This is a genomic window from Photorhabdus tasmaniensis (genome assembly GCF_011189505.1).
Lineage (GTDB): Bacteria > Pseudomonadota > Gammaproteobacteria > Enterobacterales > Enterobacteriaceae > Photorhabdus > Photorhabdus tasmaniensis.
Genome location: NZ_PUJU01000033.1, coordinates 1 through 18049 on the forward strand (window position 1 = coordinate 1; position 18049 = coordinate 18049).

At 42.0% G+C, this 18049-nt stretch carries 11 protein-coding genes, 1 tRNA gene and 2 pseudogenes; 3 read left to right on the forward strand and 11 right to left on the reverse strand.

Features of this window, described 5'->3' with window-relative positions; translation table 11 throughout:
• The 9 genes and pseudogenes from C5471_RS15065 to C5471_RS15105 all read right to left on the reverse strand — a co-directional run.
• The coding region (locus tag C5471_RS15065; protein WP_166296061.1) for an amino acid adenylation domain-containing protein at positions 1–3685 on the reverse strand (3685 nt) is incomplete at its 3' end.
• Between the two features lie 1168 nt (positions 3686–4853).
• A complete protein-coding gene (locus tag C5471_RS15070; protein ID WP_166296064.1) occupies positions 4854–4991 on the reverse strand; it encodes a hypothetical protein in 138 nt (45 codons plus the stop codon).
• Positions 4992–5133: 142 nt separating this feature from the next.
• Positions 5134–5874: pseudogene (locus C5471_RS15075) on the reverse strand (MFS transporter); the annotation flags it as partial.
• Between the two features lie 169 nt (positions 5875–6043).
• Positions 6044–7012, reverse strand: coding sequence for a TauD/TfdA dioxygenase family protein (locus tag C5471_RS15080; RefSeq protein ID WP_207627359.1), 969 nt, complete (start codon positions 7010–7012; stop codon positions 6044–6046).
• Between the two features lie 342 nt (positions 7013–7354).
• A complete protein-coding gene (locus C5471_RS15085; protein WP_207627360.1) occupies positions 7355–8539 on the reverse strand; it encodes a CaiB/BaiF CoA transferase family protein in 1185 nt (394 codons plus the stop codon).
• 94 nt (positions 8540–8633) lie between these two features.
• Positions 8634–9128 (reverse strand): aromatic-ring-hydroxylating dioxygenase subunit beta, encoded by a 495-nt coding sequence (locus tag C5471_RS15090; protein ID WP_166296067.1) that lies wholly within the window; start codon positions 9126–9128, stop codon positions 8634–8636.
• Positions 9121–10395 carry an aromatic ring-hydroxylating oxygenase subunit alpha gene (locus tag C5471_RS15095; RefSeq protein WP_133814990.1) on the reverse strand — a complete coding sequence of 425 codons (1275 nt, stop codon included), beginning with the start codon at positions 10393–10395 and terminating at the stop codon, positions 9121–9123. The genes C5471_RS15090 and C5471_RS15095 overlap by 8 nt, the downstream gene beginning before the upstream one ends.
• The gene (locus tag C5471_RS15100; protein WP_133814989.1) at positions 10325–11467 is read right to left on the reverse strand and encodes a cupin domain-containing protein; all 1143 of its coding nucleotides are present in this window, start codon (positions 11465–11467) and stop codon (positions 10325–10327) included. Before C5471_RS15100 ends, C5471_RS15095 begins: the two co-directional genes overlap by 71 nt.
• 534 nt (positions 11468–12001) lie before the next feature.
• The gene (locus C5471_RS15105) at positions 12002–13144 is read right to left on the reverse strand and encodes an MFS transporter (protein WP_133815016.1); all 1143 of its coding nucleotides are present in this window, start codon (positions 13142–13144) and stop codon (positions 12002–12004) included.
• A 227-nt stretch (positions 13145–13371) separates the two neighbouring features.
• Between C5471_RS15105 and C5471_RS24435 the strand changes: the two genes are divergently transcribed.
• A complete protein-coding gene (locus C5471_RS24435; RefSeq protein WP_133814988.1) occupies positions 13372–14283 on the forward strand; it encodes a LysR family transcriptional regulator in 912 nt (303 codons plus the stop codon).
• Between the two features lie 202 nt (positions 14284–14485).
• Here the strand turns inward: C5471_RS24435 and C5471_RS15115 are convergent.
• Positions 14486–14560: transfer RNA gene (locus tag C5471_RS15115), tRNA-Arg, on the reverse strand.
• Positions 14561–14749: 189 nt separating this feature from the next.
• On the opposite strand from C5471_RS15115, the gene mlaA reads away from it, so the two are divergent.
• The gene (gene mlaA, locus C5471_RS15120; protein WP_133814987.1) at positions 14750–15502 is read left to right on the forward strand and encodes a phospholipid-binding lipoprotein MlaA; all 753 of its coding nucleotides are present in this window, start codon (positions 14750–14752) and stop codon (positions 15500–15502) included.
• Positions 15503–15578: 76 nt separating this feature from the next.
• On the opposite strand, the gene fadL is transcribed toward mlaA, so the two are convergent.
• Positions 15579–16913, reverse strand: coding sequence for a long-chain fatty acid transporter FadL (gene fadL / locus C5471_RS15125; RefSeq protein ID WP_133814986.1), 1335 nt, complete (start codon positions 16911–16913; stop codon positions 15579–15581).
• A 460-nt stretch (positions 16914–17373) separates the two neighbouring features.
• Between fadL and C5471_RS15130 the strand changes: the two are divergent.
• Positions 17374–17756: pseudogene (locus tag C5471_RS15130) on the forward strand (IS5 family transposase); the annotation flags it as partial.
• Between the last annotated feature and the right edge of the window lie 293 nt (positions 17757–18049).

Sequence of the window (18049 nt, forward strand, 5' to 3'; positions counted from 1 at the left end):
CACATAAGCGCAGGGCCATCGGGATATGATAAGTTTCGCTAACGCCCTCAATCTGTGCCAGGAACCACAAGCGTTGTTGAGCAAATGACAGCGGCAACTCACCCTCACGGGATATCGGCACGATGGCCGGCAGAGTAGGGTCCAATTGACCAGACCGGGCCTGCATGACCTCGGCAAAAGCCATTAAAGTAGGGGATTTAAACAGGGTCGCCAGCGACAGGTCGACACCGAGTGCCGCGACACGGTTCATCACCCGTACCGCCAGCAACGAATGGCCGCCCAGGGCAAAGAAATTGTCATGCCGACTGATTTGCTCAATCCCCAGGATTTCACGCCAAATCGCGGCCAGCGCGATTTCTGTTTCCCCTTGTGGTGCTTCATAAACTTGACGGGCAAAAGCTTCATTATCCGGTGCCGGCAATGCTCGACGATCCAATTTACCGTTAGGCGTTAAAGGAAACGCATCCAGCCGCACAAAGGCTGACGGCACCATATAATCAGGCAGAATGGCACTCAGGTGGGCCCGCAGACTGTTCACCAGCCCCTCATCCGCAGGTGCCACCACATAGGCCACCAGCCGTTTATCCGCCCCTTCCCCTTGAACCAACACCGCAGCCTCACGTACCGCAGAGTACTCTGCCAACCGGGCCTCAATTTCCCCCGGTTCAATGCGGAAACCCCGGATTTTAACCTGCTGATCATTACGGCCAAGAAACGCCAGATTGCCGTCCGGCAGATAACACGCTAAATCCCCGGTGCGGTACATGCGGGCATCCGGTTTATCACTAAACGGATCGACAAGGAAATATTCTGCGGTCAATTCAGGACGATTAAGATAACCACAGGCAACCCCATCTCCCCCGACATAAATCTCTCCGGTCCCCCCCAACGGCACGGGCTGACCATACGCATCCAACAGATAAACCCGCGTGTTAGCTACCGGTCGGCCAATAGGGATACGGGTTGCTCCCTGCGCTAATGCGGTGATACGGTATGTCGTCGTAAAGGTCGTGCCTTCACTCGGCCCATAGCCATTTAATAGCTGTTGTGGCGGACTCGTGCTCAATACCTGCCCAATGACATGGGGATCAAGGGCATCTCCCCCGACAATCAGAAGCTTTATCTGCGGAAACACCGGAGACAGCTCCGCCGCCAGCTGGTTAAACAATCCAACACTCAGCCACAGAACAGTCATTCGCTGAACCTGTAAAGCCTGTACGAACGTTTGCGGTGTCAGCAAAGTGACGTGCTCGACCACCACTAACGCGCCACCATTGAGCAATGGTGCCCAGACTTCAAACGTACTGGCATCAAAAGCCGGATTAGCGGCAAAGGCCACCCGGTCACCCGGTCCAATTTCAGCATACCCGTTGTTGATAACCAGCCGGACCACCGCACGATGAGGTACCAGGACCCCTTTAGGTGTACCGGTAGAACCAGAGGTATACATGATATACGCTAACTCAGCGCTAGAACATGGTAAGTCAGGGTTGAGGCAATCTTCCTCTCTATTCGTGTCTGTCTCATCAGAGAGACGCAATAGCGGAACAGCTAGGTTAGCCGGAATATCATCCCGTGTATCAGTAAGCAACAACCTGGCTGAACAATCGCTCATCAGCCAGTTTTTCCGTTCATCCGGCACATTGGGATCAATCGGCACGTAAACGGCGCCAGCTTTAAGAATAGCCAATTGGGCCACCACCAGCTCCATCGATCGCTCTAACAGGAGCGCAACATGCTCACTAGGATCAACCCCTTGTTCGATCAGCTGACGAGCCAACCGGTTAGCACGCGTATTCAGTTCCGTGTAGCTGAAGGTCTTATCTCCCGCTATCAGTGCCGTCGCATCCGGGGTTTTCTCCACCTGTTGTTCAAACAACTGATGAATACACAACGTATCAGGATACACAGTTTCTGTGGCGTTCCAAGTTTCCAGTAACAGCGTACGTTCAGCCTCCGGCAACAAATTAAGCTGCCAGACGGGGATTTCATCACCGCTCCTTTTCGACAATGCCAGCACCGGTAAATGCTCACTCATCCGTAGAATCACTTCCGGACTCAGACGATTTTCATCATAGATCCAGCGAAAACCGCCCTGTGCATTCATCTGAAGCGTTAGCAATTCGCCGGATACTTCCTGATCATACGGTCTGTCATCTTGTATCACAGAGACGGCGATCTGCCACGGCCGGTTGGTTCTTAATGCCGGGATAGCCCGCAGTGAAGGAGAACGGGTGAAGAGGTCACGGCTAAATGTCTGGTGCTGTGCCAATCGAGCAAGTTCATCATCAATCCAGTCAGCTACTGCACTCCAAGGCTTATCAAACGCCACTTCAATGGTCATGGGGACCACCGGTGCCAGAACATCTGCCGATTTACCTTTGACCTCATCCACGCACCAACCGATTTGGAATTCAGCCTGCTGAGTCAGACGCGCAAGATAGATAACTATTACCTGCAACAGTGCCTGTAATGGCTCCTCTTCATCGTTTTTTGGCAGTGGAGGCTGCCAGGGACTCATTACCCATTGGGGTTCTGTCTGTTCCCCTATCATTTCAAAAGGCAACTGGATTGGCTGCAAAGAGGCAAGGCGCTCATACCAAAATGATTCACTGGGTGCGAGGGTTTGAAGGGTATTTTTTACATTCTGAGCCTGCTGTGAGGAAAGCAGAGGCAACGGTTTACCCGGACTGAGTGCCGATATATCGGCAAGCTCCCTGGCAGACAGCAAGTGACCTTCAAGGGTGGCGAACCCGCCGATCCGAACATCCTCACTGCCGGTCGTTACCTGCCAGGCATCCTCCTCCACCCTAATCAGGGTACCGGGTACCCCCTCAGAACATGTGTTCAACCGCTGTAGCCAGGAAATTTGCACCGTGCCCTGTTCAAGTAATAGTTTCGGGCAACCCAATGGATTTACGTAATTCTCGCCAAAATCTAATGCTCGCACCAAAGCTGACAGTGCCTCTCCCGATTGTTTCCAATACAGATATCCCCCCCCATCGGGGCGACGTGACTGAGCATAAAAACTGCGTTGCGTGAGATCCTGCGGATAAGTCACCAATGTGCCGTGACCCAAATCTTTCAAAAGTTCAATAAACCCTTTCTGAGCCGCCTGATAACATTTCAGATTCAGCGAGAAAGCGTTATCGTGTTCCTCAATCGATACCGGGCATTGCACAGCAATATCGCCGGTATCCACACCACCTTCAATAGAGTGCCAGGAAATAGCGTAATGCCTCTCCTGAGCTAACAACGCCCAAGAAGTGGCATGACTGCCCGCATAACGTGGCAAAGGACTATCATGATAATTAAAAGCGCCGCCGCGAATCTGCCCAATTAGCGACACTGGTAAGATGATTGGATTGACGATGGAGAAAAGCCAATCGACAGGATGTAACATGATTTGTTCTTGTAATGCATCAACCGAGTTCACACAAACAATCCCTTGTCGAGCCGCCCACGTTTGTAGAACCGTATCAGTAGATAGCACCGCTTGTATGATATGCCCGGCTGCCTGAATTTGCTCGGCGCAGAACACCGCAAGAGTCGTCCCTCCCACCACAACGCATGTGCGTGATAGAATTGATGTATCATTTATATTATGAGTTTTATTTTCACATGACATTTGAGAGAGAGTTTCGGCTTTAAGAACATTTTCCTCTGTAGTAACATTACCTTTCATCTATTACCTCAACGAATCTGTTGAAATTTGAGAATTGTCATTCCTGACAACCATCACCAATATTTCTTTCTTACTTCTTGCCCCCAAGAAATAAAAACGGACATATCTGACATTAACTCAAGACACACAGATGCTGTGCCATCACCTGATTAATAACGGCCAATTAACAATCCTTCAACACTAATTTATTTGACAATGGAAAAAATAACCCAATTCATTGTACAAATAGAACGCGATATTCTTGTTCCTATGGAAAAATTACAAATGACAATTAACTTCATCATATATTATTTTGTAATAACAAAATAACGTTAGCAGCATAACAATTAACGCGATAAAATATTGATTGCAACCGAACGCATTCCAGTCAGATCGTTCTTTAATGCGATTTTTCGAACGTCTAGCGATATTTACTAACACGTAATGCCAGCTGGAACAGAGTTTAATATTATTCAATTTTCATATACCTGCCAACATATACATTTAGACTTTTCCCCATCACTTTTTCACATTTATTGCCTATCCCATAGGGCTATTCTATTTACCATTCTTTATAATAAAAAGCGAACTTAGTCAACGTTCAGACAAAAGCAATAGCTTTCGAACGTACTTTAGTTCTACGCCAAGGACAGACGAATCGAGTCGTTCTCACCTATTATATGTACATGCCGGTTTTTGCACACTGTCCATGTTCACCCTTTATTCACAAGAACGGCCAACGGCTATTAATCCCAATTAGGTAGCCTCTTAATTATCTCGAGTTATTTACAATAACCCCAATATGACCCAAAGCGAAATCATGAAATGAAGGATAATTAAATCAGCCTATATTACGACCAAAAACACATGTCCATGATCACCCCTTCAATTATCTTCTCACAATTATTTATGACAATAAACCTTTCCAACAATAACTCTACAATTAAATATATAATTTTGAGACCAAGGCGATCAACAAAAAATAAAACCAACAATAAAACAACAATAAAACCAGATTCAGATCACATAATATAAAACAGCGACAATAAAAAAATTCAAAAAAAATAACTTCCGGGGAAATTATCACGTTTCTTCTTCTACTTTAATAGAGAAACAATCCGGTATAAACAATGTATACCGGATTATCATATAAATGTTAAATTATTCTATATGAATTAATATATGAGTATTACAGTACTTCCCCATCACAATGGATTGCCAACACCCTATTCAGGGCCTGAGCTAAAGCCGCTTTATTTTCATTCTCCTCCAATACACTAAAATGGTTACCCGGAATAACAATCAACCGAAGTGAAAAGTCAGGCATTATCTGTATCCAACCTCACAACGGTTCTCTCTTTAACAACTCCGATTTTTCATACGTGACAAAAGAAACCGCAGGAGAAGATTCTATCGCATAAAACTGATGCAGCATTATCGCTAACGCTTGCAGATCATCAATTGACCAGTACAAAACTGTAACCTATAATTTTTTCTTCACCAAATGTAAATTTCTTTACATCATTTAAAAGTCCATTTGTCATTTTAAACAAAATTCGTCTTATATCTTCTTCTGAGTTACCTTTGAAAATTAGATATTTCAGTGATTCAGGCAATAGAAAAAAAAGAAATACAGATAAAAATAGTGGCAAAATACCCCCTAAGATCAGAACACCTTGCCATCCAAAATGTGGAATAATCCATGCAGAAAACATTCCTCCTAGCGCCGCACCAAAAGGAAAGCCACAAAAAACGATATTTATTAATAAAGACCGCCGATGCTCTGGTGCATACTCAGATATCAACGTTATTGCATTTGACATTGCTGCACCAAGACCCAACCCCGTCAAAAAACGCAAAATAGTTAATGTCTGTATTGAATCAGCTGCGGCGGTAACCAAACTAAACAGACCAAAAACACCCACTGAGATTGTAAGTACTAATTTTCGACCAAATCTATCAGCAAGCGGACCAGAAAAAAGCGCGCCCAATGCTAAACCAAAAAGTGCAGCGCTCATGACTGGCCCAAGAACAATGCTTTCTACGTTAAAGTCATTGATCACTGCGGGTGCAATATAACCAATTAATGCTGTATCGAAACCATCAATAGTCACGATAGAGAAACAAAGAATTAATACTTGCCACTGGACTTTTGAAAGTTTTTGACTATTGATAACATTCTGGATATTGACTGTTGTAATACTATTCATTTTAAATCACCGACGTCAAAGAGTTCATTATTATTAATTAGAAAGATAAATCATCCAGTTAACTTCAATTAATTTCAATGCAAAATATGGAGACAAAACAGAAACTAATATTTTATTGGTATAAGAGAGCTAATTGGTTAATTTAGCCCTCTTTTATTATAAAAGAAACTCATTCAAGTTCAAATTGGCGCAAGGCACGGCGATCATCTGTGTGATCATATTGATCTACTTTGAATTTACGTAAATCTGATTGTTGAACCATTGTACCGTCACCAACAGGCCGATCACCTTTTATTGTTACTCGTTCCATCAAACGGGGATTAGGATAATAATCATGAACCGCAGCATGCTGAACAGAACGATTATCCCAAAACACAAGCATATTAGGTTGCCAATGATGCCGGTATTGATACTCTAAAATGGCAGTGGAGCGATATAAGCTATTCAATAATTCAAAGCTCTCTCTATCATCCATGCCTTTGATATATCGAGTGTAGTGAGGATTAACAAATAAAATTTTTTTTCCAGTTACCGGATGTATACGCACTACCGGATGGCTAATGGGTGGATATTGATCTTCATTTTTACGCAGTTGTTGCCTCCCTTTATCCGTTTCAGGAAAAAGATATTTGTAAGATGCAAAATCGTGTATAGCTTCAAGCCCAGAAATAAATTGCTGCATTTTATTTGAAAGTGCGTTATAAGCGGCGGTCATACTCGAAAAACAGGTGTCCCCTCCAATTTCAGGAACAACTTTAGAATAAAGTATCGTTCCTAAAGGTGGACATTCCCGATATGTCTCATCAGAATGCCAGCGATCAGTTAAGACCGGCGGATTACCTTCTTTATAATCAAAGACAATAAGCTCCGGAACCTCTGCTGAATTTTCAGCGAAAGGATGAACCGTCAGTTCACCAAAATAACCTCCAATTCGCAATAAATCTTCCGTTGAAAGGTTTTGGTTCGGAAAAACCAAAACTTCATGAGTAGCCAATGCATTAGATATCGCTTGAATACATCCATCATCTAACGGTTGACTCAAATCAATGCGGGTTATCTCAGCACAGAAATATGGACTTAGTTTACGTAAAGAAAACCTGTCCTCAATATTGCCTGTATTAATTTCATTTATGTTCATGTTATCACCATAAGAAATTTTTAATTAACGTTATTATTCCCAAGCCTATTATTATAGGCTGCTGCTCAGAAAGTTGATGCCAGAAATATTAAAACCAATGAACAGAAACCTCTCAGGATAAATGTTGCCACAAGATTAACTGATATATTCCAAGAGAAAATGACAGAATAAAAAATTGCAGATGAAAAATTGACTCGCTCTATTAAAAACATAATCCATTTATTATTATCAAAGAAACATGCATTAACGCGAATAAATGCAATCAAAAATAGAACAATTAATTCTCTGTTACCTTATTTTTATAGATATAGCAGAGCAAAAACATGAGTAAAGAAAGAAATCTTATATTATTCCATTATTACGCAACTCAACTATTTCATCATCTTGGTAATTTAGCAACTCTTTTAAGATCACATCAGTATGTTCTCCATGCTCTGGAGCAGCAGCCCTGACGGTTTGCATGCCACAAAAACGACTAGAATGAAATGGTTGCCCAACTAATGATAATTGACCAAGACGGGAGTGATTAATTGAACATTTCATTTTCAAATGATTCATTTGTTCATCATTCATTGCTTCCTCTATCGTATATAGAGGTCCACAAGGAATACCTACAGCATTAAGCTTTTCAATTAGCTCGGTACTTTTAAAATGTTTTATTCTTTCTTTCAATTTATTCCATAATGAAGCTCTATTTAAAGACCGCAGTGCAATATTGCTATATTCATGAAAATCAGCCAACGCTGGGATATCCAAAATTTCACACAAAAGTCTAAATTTTGAATCTTCAGCAGCAGCGATATTAACTTGTCCATCAGCCGTCGGAAATAACCCTATAGGCATTAATGTTGGATGATCATTACCCATTTGGGTTGGTACATCACCATTAGCAAGCCATCTTGCCACCTGAAAATCAAGCATTGAAATTGTAGATTCAAGTAAAGAAGTGTAGACCCACTGACCCAGACCTGTTTTCTCACGATAATAAAGCGCCATTAAAACTGCCTGAGCTAACGTCATTCCCGCACTTATATCAGTGATTGCCGCACCAACACGTACGGGCCCGCTACCAGGTATACCAGTAACTGACATTAAACCTGACATTCCCTGAATAATCTGGTCTACAGCAGGTCTTGTGCGGTAAGGACCTGTTTGCCCAAATCCAGATATACTCCCGCAAATAATACGTTCGTTTATTGATTGCAATGAATCATAATCAAGGCCAAGCCGATATTTAACTTCAGGCCTGAAATTTTCCAGAACAACATCCGCTTTACTCACCAGTTTTTTAAAAACGCTTTGCCCATCATCTGTTTTCAAATTCAGAGACAAACTCTGCTTGTTTCTATGCAGGTTTTGGTAATCAAACCCTTCACGTGAGCCACCCATGCTGTCCCCAAGATCGGCAGGCTCTTCAATTTTAATGATTGTTGCCCCCCAATCTGCCAATAATCGGGAAGTAACAGGACCCGCTCTATGCCGAGTAAAATCGAGAACCAGCAGATCATACATTGGTAATTGAGACATATATTTTTCCTATAGTGAGAATACATAGGTAAAAATTCAGATTTTCTATCTGTAAATAATGAGTAATTAATTTCCAAAAAGAAATTAGAATATCCTAAATTGGCAATACTATCGAATCAGGAATTATATCTGTATTTATAATACACATTCTATCTTTGAATTTTAATATACCGTCATCTTGAACTATTACGTCATGTGAACGCCCACAGACAAGTAGTTTACTGGATTCACCATATAAACTTTCATATATCGCAAAAGATGAACATGCTTTAATGCCATAAACATTGACATCATCTATTGAAATCAATCGTACACCGCTGACAATTCGGCATTGAGATCTTCTTCGATACATAACAGTCTTTTGCAATGCAATAGCTCTGTCCTTAATCATCTTTTGCCCATCACAGAGTACAAAACTCAGTGGAAAATTTTGATCAAAATTCTCCCTGGATGTAATTCTATAGTGGCTATCTTTAACAAAAAAATTGGGCCATTGTTCAATGTTACCTTCATCCAGAAACTCATTGTAGATGGTATAAAGCCATTGAACATCCAATGTGAGTTCACGAAATTCTGGCGTTCTATTCATCGTCTTCATAACCCATAATTTTTTTATAGTATTTATAAAACCCACGAATAGCTGACTCAGTCATCATATGATCTGCATCCCCCTCTCCGTTACCCGCTTCCAGAACGGCTACTGAGTTGGGAGAAGCAGCTGAACCGATCTGAACCATTGCCAATATTTCATTATCGTCAATTGTTACCAATCCAGACGGGCCAAATAAGTTTGCCTGATATAACCGTTTTTGAGTCAATTCAGGGCTATCCGATTCATATCCGAAAAATGTCCAGGTTTTAATACATGAATCAGGTCCATCTGGTTTCACATGCCTCATCACCAAACAATTTAATTGTTGCAAGAATATCAGATTTGGCCAAATAGTCATTACGGCCCCCGTACCATGCTCGTATTCAGATTGATACTCAATTAATCGTTTATCATTAAGACTGAAACCATTTTGAGAATTCAGCCGTTCCTTAAACTGCTCATTCTGAGCTTGCTTAAATGTTGCGGTTGAAACAAGAACACTGCTGCGTCCGTGTTTATCTACTTTAACGTGAGTTTCTTGATCAGAACGCCAAATACCAAAAGTCAGGAAAAATGAATGCAACAGTGCTGCATGAAATGGATCCTTTACATTTTCTACCTGGAGCTTCCAATTTGCGTGCACTCTATGCTGCATTTTTCCAATAACACGTAATGTTTTGCCATTACATACCCGATCAAAATAAACCAATATGCCAGGCCCCAAATACTCTTCAAACGATTCAATTTCAAAACTGAAACTTGCAAAAACAACGCCATGCCGCTCTGTTACATTAAGTTGTTCTAATCCATGTTCCGTTGAATCAAAGTCTGGTGACATCCCTCCCTTTCCATCAATACCCCGACGAAAAGGCATACCAACAAGAGTACCATCAAGATTAAAAGACCACTCATGATAAAGACAGGTAAATAATTTCACATTCCCCTGCTCTTGGTGACATATCTGAGCGCCTCTATGTGTGCAACGATTCACAAATACTCTAAATTTATTTCTTCTGTCCCTCACAAGAATTACCGGAACTTCACCTACGAATGTTTGAATAAAATCACCAATATCCTTTACTTCAGTGGTTAAACCAACATAGTTCCAGGTTCGGCTTTTGAAAATATAATCTTGTTCCCGATTATAAATTTCACGATCTGTATATACCTCAGACGGCACCCGACGAGGCCCCTCAATTGGCCATTTCAACGTCAGCCCCTTTTCCTGATTCCTTAGTTTGCTTATTATTTGTTGAATGCTCATCTGAATTGTACACTACCAGATCAGCAATTCGCCCCATAACAGACATCAGCATAGACCAGCCTTGATGTTGAATTTCAAATAATCGTTCTCCGTCACTCAAAGGTATATTTCGTAAGAATTCATAACCCATTGCCATATGCTCATCATCAGCGATTGTATGAATATCAAAATGACCTCCAGTGGCAGTGGATACCATCTCAGGCTGAATATGCTTATAGAAGAAAGTTGCTGAGGCTTCGACAACTAAGTGAACTAAAACAACTTTTTCAATATCACTAATTGAGTTCATTTTCCAGGGGAACCACGCACTTGTGGATTCAAGAACCGGATCAAATACAGTTTGAAGATCTGTTCGATTCTTCGCTAAAATACGGTTATGGCCTAACTCTTCAATCAAATGAAGCCAGGCCAATTCTTCGAATTTAGGATCCTGTAAAGTTATCACCCGCGTCAGAACCATTTTTTGAAAATGATTCGACCAAACTTGAAAACAATCCAGAAATCTTTTCTTAGCTTCAGGATTTTTAAGCAACCCTTTCCGCACAAGCGCGAATAAACGATGTTTGTCAAATCTATCCATATATTTTTCATTGAGCTGGAACAGCTGTTCAGCAATATTATCACCTACCTTCTCTGATTTCATTTCAGGATAAAAGACTGCCCATGGATCGGTGATATCTTCGTACAAACCACGAGAATCGAATTGGATTGAAAGACCCCAAAATCCATTAGGTTCCATCCCCTTAAATCCATGTAGTCTACCTGGCGGCACTAAAAGAATATCTCCAGCATTCATGTCAGCCTTTACCTCACCCGTCGTATGTGCTCCACCTTCACACATTAATATCATTGATTCGACTGGGTGAGTGTGCTCATTTAATTCTTCACCGGCTTCCAAACGTACCCACGCCATAGAAATACGATTATCGCCAGGAAGAAAACTGACAAGATATTTATTCTTAATAAAGTCTTTAACATGCCCTAACCAATGTTCAACACCATCAACTTCAATTGTTCTCATTGATGGAATTTCATCTCGTTTAACCAATGTAATATCAGATAATTTATTCATTTTCATTCTCACTTGTTATTTAAAATACAAATAATTTCACCAAAGCGAGATCATGAAGTACAAACTAACTAAATTAACCTATATCGCGCTATCAGGAAATACATTACTACTCCCATTTCTTCGCTTAGATCTTTTTAGTCATTCGTACGAAAAGATTCACAATTAAATATACGATTAAGATAACAAATAATCAATAAGTAACATAAAATAAATAATAAAGTTCGATTTAGCTCACATAACTAAACATAACAAAAGAAATAACAAATAGAAAAGTATAAAAATAAAAGAATAACAAATTAGAAATTATATATTCGATAGATATATAATTTTAAATATGAATTCCATATGCATTTAAAAACTTATATTTTCATGGTAGTTATAGTTATTCTTTTCATATGATTATTAAAGTCGGTCACGACAATTACATAAGATAATTATTTCATTTCAGACTTATTTCTTCACCCCCCTTTTTAAACAACATAAATATTAAAATCTACAATCTGACATAGCATGAAAATATTAATAATCACTACATCACACATTTTCAGGGATGCGAGCATTTTGGGCGCAAATTGCATATACCAGAGCAATCCCCCCCAGTAAAGCACCGACGATGCAGACCCCGGACCAACCTGCGTAGGAAAAAACCCATGAAGAAATCAGCGATCCGGCAGCAGCGCCGATAAAATTGGAAGTCATTATTCCCGCAGTAAGACGGCTACGAGCCTCTGGATCCAAACGATAGATAGCGTTTAGGTTAGTAACATGAACACCTTGGATAGCCAAATCCTGCAACAAAATACCGGCCAGTAAGGACAATACAGAGATCTGACCAAATGCAACAGGTAGCCAGGACACTAGCAGTAATATCAGACCGATACAGGTGAATCGGTTGCCCTGCCCTCGATCGATCATGCGTCCGAACCAGTTGGCCGCATAAGCACCAGCAACACCGGCCAACCCAAATAACCCAATAATGGTGTTCGAATAGGAGTAAGGTGGACTGACCAAGAGAAAGGTCAGAGACGTCCATAATATACCGAACGAAGCAAACAAAAGAGCTCCCAACAGGGCCCGGGCGCGAAACAGAGGTTCATCAGTGTACAGGCGGATTATAGAAGCAAGCAGACGCGGATAACTCAGCTCTACTGGGCTCTTGTAACGTGGAAGTACGAACCAGAGTGCGCCAGACATAGCCAGCATTAACACAGCGGCAACCCAGTAAACGGTACGCCAGCTGCCAAGATCGGCCAGCGCACCAGCCACAGTACGAGCCAAAAGGATCCCTAATAGCAGCCCACTCATGACCGTACCCACAACTTTGCCTCGTTCGCCCGGAGCAGCTAAAGTGGAAGCAAAAGGAATCAATATTTGCGCTACAACCGATAAGCTACCAGCAACAACAGTGCCCAATATGACAAAAGAGAGGCTGGATGCAAACGCCGTGATCAACAAACCGAAGGCAGACAGAGCAGTCATAAGAACGATCAGACTGCGCCGCTCAATGATATCACCCAGCGGTACCAGTAAGATAAGCCCGCCGGCATAGCTTAATTGGGCTACAGTGACCACACTTCCAGCCGCAGTAATAGACAAATTGAATTGTGAACCAATGCTGTGTAACAAAGGTTGAGCATAGTAGTTGCTAGCCACAGAAAGACCGACTGCCACCGACATAAGCAGCACGATGAACGAAGTCAAACGTGGAAGCTCGCTGACCGGGGAAAATGAGAATTTCACAGGTTTTCCCCGGGAAAAAGCATTCATAATAATTTCTCATTTCTTTGAAATACTACTAATCTATTTTATCAGAACCGTGCTGGCAATTCATAATATTGGATTTTCATTATCTGGAAATCCTTATAATACCTTTTCTTTTTTAGGTAGTTTTATTAGGAGGAAAAGTGAAACGACATATTTCTCTTGATCAGCTCGACTTCCGGCTACTCAATGTTTTTCTCACCATCTTTCGTGAACGACACGTGGGACGTGCCGCTGATACATTGGGGATGTCACAGCCAACTATTTCAACACTGCTGGCCCGCTTGCGTCGAATTTCCGGTGATCCACTGTTTATTCGCAGTGCGCAAGGTATGCAACCTACTGTACTGGCGCGTAATTGGGTTGAGCCAGTTACATCGGCGCTGACCATGTTGGAATCAGCTCTCAATACCCCATCAGATTTTGATGCTGCAACATCCCAGCGTACTTTCAGTGTGTATATGACAGATGTCGGCCAAATGCTCATGCTTAACCGGCTAATGTCCCGGATTGAGACAACAGCTCCCGGTATACGCATCCGGACGATTGGTACCTGGGAAGGTACCCTGGCAGATCAGCTTGACGACAGAAGCATTGATATTGCCTTTGGCTGGATCCCTCAACTTAAGGCACGTAAAACCAGTTCACTATTATTTAAGGATAGGTATGTAGGAGTGCATGATGCTGCCATAGCGCCTGCACTACACCGTTATGCCGTGGCTTATGTTCCCAATTCAGCTCATCAGATTGTGCCTGAACGTTTTCAACTGCACGGCATCAAACCCGTGATCACTGTGCCAAACTTCTTTATGTTGCCGGAAGTGCTTACAGGGACGTCTATCACAGCGGTTGTTCCAGAACGGCTGGTTCATCTTCTATCCCAACAAAGGAGAACAGCATTGCGCATTGTTGAACTCCCTTTCAAGTTGCCAATGATTAGCATCCGGATACATTGGTCTGCTGGAACATGGCGAGATGAAGGTATTGACTGGCTGCGAAACCAAATAATAGCAAGTGTCAATGACTATCCTCCCATTAAGGACTTTCCGCCTTGATAAAATTATTTCGAAAAGATATAGCCCAGTTGGGCGGCTTCCTGGGGCGCAAGGGCGAGCAGAGTTGCCCTGATATTATGGGCTATTTTTAGCCTGTCATGGGTTGCCAGCCCCAATCACAGGCAATCAATCTCTGTGGGTTTATTTTCAATGCTGACCTTTTGCGACACCCTCTTTACGGCGGGGAGCAGTCACTTAAGAGTGGCGTCCCCTGCAGGGATCGAACCTGCAATTAGCCCTTAGGAGGGGCTTGTTATATCCATTTAACTAAGGGGACAACATCCGCATTATAACCGTTTTTCTTTCCTAAGATAAGGCGTTATGAACTGTTTGCCTATTTAACAACCACTCAAATTGAGTACCATTCAAGTTGAATTGTCAGTAATATTTATATTACTGATGATCGTCGGTGGGTATTGCACAAATTGATTTGCCGGATCTAAGAAGTTATTACTTGGAGAAATGTATGATGTATCGTTTGGGCGGAATCGCTCTTACAGCCGCATTGCTGGTGGGGTGTGCCAGTTCATCTAATACTGTTGAGCAGGGGCATTCAGACCCTCTGGAAGGTTTTAACCGTACAATGTTCAACTTTAATTATGATGTTCTTGATCCTTATATTCTACGTCCGGTCGCGGTAGTGTGGCACGATTATGTACCAATGCCTGCTCGAAATGGTTTGGGTAATTTTCTAAGTAATCTCGAAGAACCGGCTAGCATGGTAAACAGTTTCTTACGTGGTAACCCATATCAGGGAATGAAACATTTTAATCGTTTTTTCCTGAATACCATTTTTGGGGTGGGTGGGTTGATTGATGTCGCAACTATGGCAAACCCTAAGCTGGCAAAAGAAGAGTCAAAACGCTTTGGTAGTACTCTGGGCTATTATGATGTGGGATATGGCCCTTATACTGTATTACCGGGTTATGGCAGTTTCACTCTACGTGATGAAGGGGGAAATTGGGCTGATATGACTTACCCAATGCTGAGTTATCTGAATATCTGGATGTCAGCGGGTAAGTGGGTATTTGAAGGTATTGAAACTCGTGCTCGTTTACTGGATTCTGATGGTTTATTGAAAAATTCATCAGATCCATACCTGATGATGCGCGAGGCTTATTTCCAGAACCATAATTTTATGGCAAGTGACGGTAAACTGGAAGCCACGAGAAATCCAAATGCTGAAGCATTACAGGATGAGTTGGACAGTATTGATTGATAGTTATTACCTGGTTTAACTTCGTAAATAAAAAAGGATAGCAGCAAGGCTATCCTTTTTTAGGCGCTACATATTATCAGAATGCGTAGTTGAAGTTCACACCATATAACCAGGCAGAACCTTTCGCATCAAATTCATATGTGTAAGGCAGACTTTCGACCAATTTCTCTTTGACAGAGACTTTCTGACCATGCATATAAGAAACACCTACGTCAACAGACATGTCTTTATTAAATGCGTAGGTTGCACCCGCGCTCAACCAGAAACGGTCCTGATCAGGAATAGAGATAGAACGGTTTTCAGCAGGAATCGGGCTATCATCAAAGGCAATACCAGTACGGAATGTCCAGTTGTCATCGTGATAATAAGTTGTACCTAAAGCAATCCGGTAGGCATCTTTAAAACCTTCATGTTTACTGAACAGGACTGAACCGTCTTTATTTTTGGTTCCTTTCAGTTCACTAAACTCACTCCAGCCTGTATATGCCAGGCTATAGTGGATAGCCCATTTAGGTGCTACGCGGTTGTAACCGGAAATCTCCCAGATATCGGGCAAATTGAGATCCAATTTACCGCCAATGGTTTGACCTCCAGTAGCAGGTAAATTTACCCCTATTCTTTGTCCCATTGCACCTAGTGCAACAGGTATGTCATTTTTATAGTCACCGTCTTTAAATTTGACTTTAACTTTAGAACGGTAAGTTAGGCTGTAGCGGTTATTTTCATCCACTTCATACATGATGCCTGCGTTCCAGCCATAGCCCCAATCTTTACCTGACAGATTAGCCAGCTCATCTGTTGGTTTGATGAGACCTTTTGGTAGCTTAGGGTTCTGCGCCAGAATGTCTGACAGAGCGCCCGCATGACGGACGATTTTCGCATCAGCATAAACAGCGTTCAGTCCTAAACCAAAGCTGAAGTTATCGTTCAGTCGATAAGCACCGCTTAGGTTGAAGTTCAACGTTGTCAGATCAGTTTTACCGCCGATGGGGCCTGCTTCATAGTTGTTACTAAAATCAGTAGCCAGACCAAAGTTAGTGGTGACCGAAGTACCAACAAACCATTGATCATCAATCGGCATAATAAAATGCAGATTAGGTATCCAAGCGGTAGGCGCAATATTTTTAGCATTAGTGCTTTTACCCGTCGGCGACTTACCTGTAATATCAACGTCCGGATTGATATAGATGGCACCAATAGAAAACGATGGGCGATCAAACAGAGTCATTGCTGCTGGGTTACGGCTGCCTACAGTCGCGTTATCTGCAACAACTCCTTCCCCGGAAAAAGCTCGGCCCAAAGCCGAAGTAGAAAATTCATTTAACTGGAAACCAGCAGCGCCAGCATTGGATGAAATTATAGCCACTGCAACCGCTAATGCTGAACGGGTGAACAGGTTTTTCTGGTTCATGACCAAAACCCTCTTGTTTATTATTTAACTATGCCACTTACTTAGCTAAGGAGCGCAGGATTGTAGAGTCGGTTTGTCTTGATGACAAATCAGACCAGTCGTGAAGTATAGGTCTGATGACAGCTGGTGTTGCAAGAATGTTTTTAAAATATGGCCAAATTGATATCAAAAACGCGACTCAGTTAACAAAAAAATGATTTTTGATGTTAATAAAAACGTTTAAAAATGACTTTTTGAGATCAAATATCAATGGGATAAATATACTTGTAATAGGGTAGACGCTGGTTTTCCGTGGTCAGAAGGATGAAATAAATAGGTTTTCATAATAGTGATACACCCATTTTTACCCTTCCCGATTTTTGCTGTTGTCATGATACTGCTTCCATGAATACCTTTACATGTTGAAGCCATTGCCACATAAATTGACAACAGTGGTTCCATGTCACGTCGTTCATTTCGGAGGGTAGACAGTTATGGACTTCCTGTCCATTTTGAACTTTCAGTCGGTCAAGAAAACGACATTGTTCATGCCGAGAGCCTGATTACGCAGTCACCTCCGTCAGAGTATGTCATTGCCGACAAGGGATACGACAGTGAAAAGTTCAGAGACTTTATCCGAAAGAGGGGAGCTACAAGCGTGATCCCTTACCGGAAAAACAGCCGTAAAAGTGACCAGAGCATTGACAGGCACTTATACAGTATCGGCATCTGGTTGAAAATGCTTTTGCCAGAGTTAAACATTTTCGAGCAATAGCCACAAGATACGACAAACTTGAGCGGAATTATGCCAGTATGGTTGCCATGGCTTTTATGATGATGTGGTTACCCATGTGGGTTGTATAAGTTATGTACATGAAACGTCAACAGTCCCTAGCCCCTAGGGATTGTTCTGTTGTTTTTCGGCTTAGGGACCACGTTATCTTCCGGTCTTTATGCATTTTTCGACCACCGTGCTGATTATAAGAAAATGCTAAAAATGAGTTATACATTTCTCGGTGGTCTAATGTTATTACTACCCTATTTGGGATCGGTTTTCAGTTTATCCGTAACCCAGGGCGAGAACACGAACGTTTTTTGAACTTAAATTGCACGTAACACAATCTAAATATAAACAAAAAACACTCAATTCAACGCTA

Coding starts and splice junctions, on each gene's coding strand:
- C5471_RS15090 (WP_166296067.1), bottom strand. CDS start 9,128: ATGAATAGAACGCCAGAATTTCGTGAACTCACATTGGATGTTCAATGG.
- C5471_RS15105 (WP_133815016.1), bottom strand. CDS start 13,144: ATGTCGGTGGCAGTCGGTCTTTCTGTGGCTAGCAACTACTATGCTCAA.
- C5471_RS15080 (WP_207627359.1), bottom strand. CDS start 7,012: ATGAACATAAATGAAATTAATACAGGCAATATTGAGGACAGGTTTTCT.
- C5471_RS15085 (WP_207627360.1), bottom strand. CDS start 8,539: ATGTCTCAATTACCAATGTATGATCTGCTGGTTCTCGATTTTACTCGG.
- fadL (WP_133814986.1), bottom strand. CDS start 16,913: ATGAACCAGAAAAACCTGTTCACCCGTTCAGCATTAGCGGTTGCAGTG.
- C5471_RS15095 (WP_133814990.1), bottom strand. CDS start 10,395: ATGAGCATTCAACAAATAATAAGCAAACTAAGGAATCAGGAAAAGGGG.
- C5471_RS15070 (WP_166296064.1), bottom strand. CDS start 4,991: ATGCCTGACTTTTCACTTCGGTTGATTGTTATTCCGGGTAACCATTTT.
- C5471_RS15100 (WP_133814989.1), bottom strand. CDS start 11,467: ATGAATAAATTATCTGATATTACATTGGTTAAACGAGATGAAATTCCA.
- mlaA (WP_133814987.1), top strand. CDS start 14,750: ATGATGTATCGTTTGGGCGGAATCGCTCTTACAGCCGCATTGCTGGTG.